Annotated in this window: 4 protein-coding genes; all 4 read right to left on the bottom strand. The window is 70.6% G+C overall.

What is annotated here, in order from left to right; all coding sequences use genetic code 11:
* Positions 1–116: 116 nt before the first annotated feature.
* Positions 117–1,511 (bottom strand): sensor histidine kinase, encoded by a 1,395-nt coding sequence (locus JS521_RS33870; protein WP_205086720.1) that lies wholly within the window; start codon positions 1,509–1,511, stop codon positions 117–119.
* A 74-nt stretch (positions 1,512–1,585) separates the two neighbouring features.
* Positions 1,586–2,473, bottom strand: a complete 888-nt coding sequence (locus JS521_RS33865; protein WP_205086719.1) for a DUF5936 domain-containing protein — start codon at positions 2,471–2,473, stop codon at positions 1,586–1,588.
* Between the two features lie 29 nt (positions 2,474–2,502).
* Positions 2,503–3,447 carry a type II secretion system F family protein gene (locus JS521_RS33860; protein ID WP_205086718.1) on the bottom strand — a complete coding sequence of 315 codons (945 nt, stop codon included), beginning with the start codon at positions 3,445–3,447 and terminating at the stop codon, positions 2,503–2,505.
* A gap of 10 nt (positions 3,448–3,457) precedes the next feature.
* Complete coding sequence (locus JS521_RS33855; protein ID WP_205086717.1) at positions 3,458–4,795, bottom strand: TadA family conjugal transfer-associated ATPase; 1,338 nt, start codon at positions 4,793–4,795, stop codon at positions 3,458–3,460.
* Positions 4,796–4,858 lie beyond the last annotated feature (63 nt).

Below are 4,858 nucleotides of genomic sequence, written 5' to 3'. Positions count from 1 at the left end.
AGCGGGACGTGCGACGGCGGGTGCTGGGGGGCGTGGTGGTGAGCCGCCGCCCCGTCGCGGTTCGGCGTGGGGAACACATCGTCCGGCATGCTGCGACCTCCTCTCAGGGTCGAGGGTTACGAATTACGGGTGGGGATTGTGGCCTTCTCAAGTGCTGGGGAGGGAGCGGGCACGGGGGTGGGGAAAGGTGCCGGCGCGGTGGTGCCCTCTTCCGCCCGGCTCGCCAGTGCCGCCAGCGGGAGCTCCACCCGTACCTCCGTCCCCTTCTCCGCCTTCCCCCGGCCGATCCTGATGCGGGCCCCGATCGAGGCGGCCCGCTCGACCATGCCGACCAGGCCGAAGTGGCCCGCCCGGCGCAGCCCTTCCAGGGTGGTTCCGGCGGGCAGGCCGCGGCCGTCGTCGTACACGCTGAGGCGGAGCATGTCGCCCTTCACGCCCGCGAGGACGATCAGGTACGTCGGGGAGGCGTGTCGGTGCGCGTTCTCCATGGCCTCCGAGGCGACGGTGAGGAGCTGACGGGCCACCGCCTGCGGGATCGGTGGGACCTCGGTCTCCTCGGACAGGCGGCGGAACGTGGCCGTGATCGGGTGGCGGGCGGTGAAGTCCTGCGCCTGGGCGGCCAGTTCCGCGACCAGGTCGACGCCGGCCTCCAGGCCCTGCTCCCGGCGCAGGTCCGTGAGCAGTTCCCGGGACTCGGCGGCGGCCCGGCGGGCGGCCCGGGCGACCAACTCCGCCTGGAGTTTCACGGTGGGCGGGTCCATGCGGTCCGCCGAGCACGCCAGGCCGTCGGCGGCCAGCGCCAGGCCGTGCAGGGTCTTGGCCACCGAGTCGTGCATCTCCCGTGCCAGGCGGGTGCGTTCGCCCTCCACCGCCTCGTTCACCGCCAGCCGCGCCCTGGTCTCGGTGAGCGCCTGGGTGGCCGTTCCGAAGCGCAGGAGCAGGTTGCGCAGGGTGACCCCGACCGCCCCGGCGATCACGCAGAAGCCGGGGAGCAGGAGTGCCGTCGCCCCGCCCGCCTCCAGTTTCGGGACGCTGGCGTACACGCCGACGACGATGATCACCTGGAGCGCCGCGAAGACCGCCGCCCCGCGCCAGCCGTGGACGAGGCCCGCCAGCAGCGGGGTGCAGACGGTGACGTACGCGAGGGTCGACTCGGGGGTCGCCGTGATCAGGAGCAGGGCTCCGAAGAGCGCGTCGACGGCCAGCAGCCAGGGGTGGCGCAGGAGCACCGGGCCGAAGCGCTCCCAGTCCCGGAACAGGACGTACGAGCCCATGAAGGTGACCAGGATCGCCGAGCCGATGAACCAGGTGGGCAGGCCGGGGGCGGTGTGGCTGATGGCGTACGGGGTCGCTATCGCGATCATCGCCAGGCGGAAGCCGAAGACCTGGCGGCACATCGCCTGGAGCGCGTTGACCTGGATGGCGAAGGCCGGTCGGGCCGGGGTGCCGGTGTGGACGCGGGTCAGTTCCGCGGTCAGTCCGGGCTGCGCGCTGCCGAGTTGGTACGCCATGTGCCTGTCACCTCCGTCGCGTGTCCCGTAAAACTGCTCCGGGGTCTCCGTCCCCATCCCGCCCGTCGTTCATGTCACCCGCCCGTGAGCGACCCGAAGTCGACGTCGGCTCCGTACACGAATCCGACCGTGAGCAGCAGGAGCGTGCCGGGCAGCAGGAACGTGGTCACCGCGAACGTCGCCTTCGGGACCGCCCTGGCCGCCTTGCGGCGGGCGTTCTGGGCGTCGGTGCGGCGCATGTCGTTGGCGATCTGGATCAGCGTCTCGACGATCGGCGCGCCCAGCTCCTCACCCTGCTGGAGGGTGGTGACGAACATGGCGACCTGTTCGGAGTCGTTGCGTCTGCGCAGTTCCTCGAAGGCCTGGCGGCGGCTGACCCCCATGTCCATCTGGCGGAGTGTGATGCGCAGTTCGTCGGACCACGGGCCCTCGTACTTCTCCGCAACCCGGTCCAGCGCCTGCCGGAAGCCGAGTCCGGCGGAGACGACGACGGCCAGCACGTCGAGGAAGTCCGGCAGGGTGCGTTCGATGTGCTCGCGGCGGACCCGGATCGCCGACCAGATGCCCGCCTCCACCCAGAACAGGCCGAAGGCGATCATCAGGAGGGCGAGGAAGAGCTGGCCCCGGAGGAGCATGGAGAAGGCTCCGAGGAGGCCCAGCGCGCCGTAGACCGCGCGGCGGGCCGCGTAACGGTCGATGGTGAGGCCGCCGGGGTTGCCCGCCAGGTCGATCTGGCGGCGCTTCTTGTTGACGGCCTTGGGGCCCATCATCCGCAGGACCGCGGGGGCCCAGCGGATGCCGAGGCGGTCGATGCCGGAGCCGACCGTACTGGCGCGGGAGGAACCGGACTCCAGGGCGACGGCCAGGTCGCCGGGGAGTCTGGCGTCGGCCCGGTACATCCGGATGCCGTGGATGGCCCCGTAGACGGCGAGTCCGACGACCAGGGCTAGCAGCAGGTCCATGCGGTTCTTCCTCTCTTCCCCTCAGCTCGTCAGACGTCGATACGGGACAGGCGGCGGATGACCACGAAGCCGATGGCGTACAGCACGATGGCCACGACCACCGCCGCCTGGCCGATGAACGCACCCGTCATCCGGTCCAGCGCACCGGGCATGACCGCGTTCATCAGCAGCATCGCGCCGACGCCGAAGATGGGTACGGCGTAGGCGGTGACGGTGACCTGGGAGAGCTGGGTCTTGACCTCGCGGCGGGTCTCCTTGCGCTCCTCCAGGGTCTCGGTGAGGTTGCGCAGCGAGCTGACGACCGTACCGCCGGCCCGGTTGGAGAGGACCAGAGTCGTGACGAGGACGACGAGTTCGCGGGAGGGCAGGCGGTCGGTGAGCTCGCTCAGCGCGTCCTCCAAGGGTTCGCCCACCGCCAACCGCCTGGCGACCCGCGCCAGTTCCTCACCGGCCGGGTTCTCCATCTCCTCGGCGGCCATCGACAGCGAGGTGCGCAGGGCCAGGCCCGCCTGGGTGGCGTTGGCGAGGATGCGGGAGAGCTCGGGGAGCTGGTTGATGAAGCGCTCGGTGCGCTTGATCCGCTGCCAGTTGAGGAACGCGTTGGTGCCCCAGAGGCCGATCAGGGCGGCGACCGGGCCGAAGAACGCGGCGAGCAGGGAGGAGGCGATCATCCACAGCCCGGCCATCGCGACGAGCGCGTAGACGAGGAACTCGCCGGGGGTGACGTCCAGGCCGGTCGCGGCGAGCTTCAGCTCCAGCTTCCGGCCGAGCGCGGTGGCGCGCAGCCTGCGGTCGAGGCCCTTGAAGCGGCGGACGCGGCCCGTCTCGGGGATCTGGCCGACGTGCGAGAGCCGCTCGACGAGGGCGTCGCGGTCGGCCTTGCCGCCGGAGTAGGCGTGCAGGCCCATCACGCCGAGCACGCAGCACAGCAGGGTGACGCCGACGGTGACCAGGGGGAGGTTGACGTTGTCCATGGCTCGGTACCTAGTTGGCCTCTCGGGTGGCGAGTTGTCCGGCGGACTGGGCGACGCCGAACGCCTGCGGGATGGGCTGACTGGCCAGGTAGAGGCGCTCGGCGACCCTCCGGGGCAGTGGGAGGTACTGGAAGTCGCCGTAGATCCGGCCGTCGGGGGCCATGGGCTGGGCGTTGAAGCGGGCGACCGTGACGATGCGGTACGGGTCGCGGCCGTGGCTGTCCAGGACGGCGATCTCGGTGACCTTCCTGGCTCCGTCGGCGTGCCGGGTGAGCTGGACGATCACGTCGACGGCGCTGTTGATCTGGTCGTGCAGCGCCTCGAACGGGATCTCGACCTCCGACATCGAGGCGAGGGTCTGGAGCCGCATCAGCGCGTCCTCGGCGCTGTTGGCGTGGACGGTGGCCAGCGAGCCGTCGTGGCCGGTGGACATCGCCTGGAGCATGTCGAGCGACTCGCCACCTCGGACCTCACCGACGACGATCCGGTCGGGACGCATACGCAGCGAGTTGCGGACCAGGTCGCGGATGGTGATCTGGCCCTTGCCCTCGACGTTGGCCGGTCGGGACTCCAGCCGGATCACATGGCTCTGCTGGAGTTGAAGCTCGGCGGAGTCCTCGATGGTGACGATGCGCTCGGCGTTCGGGATCAGCCCGGAGAGCGCGTTGAGCAGGGTCGTCTTGCCGGTGCCGGTGGCTCCCGAGACGATGATGTTCAGCTTGGCCTGGACGAGCCCGGCGAGCAGCACCAGCATCTGCTCGTCCAGCGAACCGAAGCCGATCATCTCCTGGAGCGTGAAGGAGCGCGGGAAGCGGCGGATGGTGAGCGTCGCGCCGGTCAGCGACAGCGGCGGGATGATCACGTTGACACGTTCGCCGCTGGGGAGGCGGGCGTCGACCATCGGGTTGGACTCGTCGACCCGGCGGTTGACGGTCGACACGATCCGCTCGATGGTCTGCATCAGCTGCTCGTGGGAGCCGAAGCGCATCGGGAGCTGCTCGACCCGGCCGTTGCGCTCGACGAAGATCTGGTCGGGGCCGTTGACCATGATCTCGGTGATGGACGCGTCCTCCAGGAGCGGTTCCAGGATGCCGAGGCCGAGCGCCTCGTCGACGACGCGGCGAATGAGCTGCGAGCGCTCGACCGTGGAGAGGACCGGGCCCTCGCGGCTGATGATGTGGCCGAGGACGCGTTCCAGCCGGGCCCGGCGGTCGGCGGCGGCCAGTGAGGACATCTCCGCGAGGTCGATCTCCTCCAGCAGCTTGGCCCGGTAGGTCGCCACCATGTGGCTGTCCTCCCGTGCCCCGCCCTGGTCCTCCGGAGCGGTCATGCGTGCCCGCAGGCTCATCGGCGTAACTCTCCTCGTCGGGGTCGGAATCTCGGGTGGGGCGGGGTCTGAAACCGGATCTCG

It is taken from the genome of Streptomyces durocortorensis, assembly GCF_016901035.1.
Lineage (GTDB): Bacteria > Actinomycetota > Actinomycetes > Streptomycetales > Streptomycetaceae > Streptomyces > Streptomyces durocortorensis.
This window is presented reverse-complemented; position numbering and strand designations above follow the sequence as displayed.

Excerpts from the sequence above, each read along its gene's own strand:
- JS521_RS33855 (WP_205086717.1), bottom strand. The coding sequence starts at position 4,795 with ATGAGCCTGCGGGCACGCATGACCGCTCCGGAGGACCAGGGCGGGGCA.
- JS521_RS33865 (WP_205086719.1), bottom strand. The coding sequence starts at position 2,473 with ATGGACCTGCTGCTAGCCCTGGTCGTCGGACTCGCCGTCTACGGGGCC.
- JS521_RS33860 (WP_205086718.1), bottom strand. The coding sequence starts at position 3,447 with ATGGACAACGTCAACCTCCCCCTGGTCACCGTCGGCGTCACCCTGCTG.
- JS521_RS33870 (WP_205086720.1), bottom strand. The coding sequence starts at position 1,511 with ATGGCGTACCAACTCGGCAGCGCGCAGCCCGGACTGACCGCGGAACTG.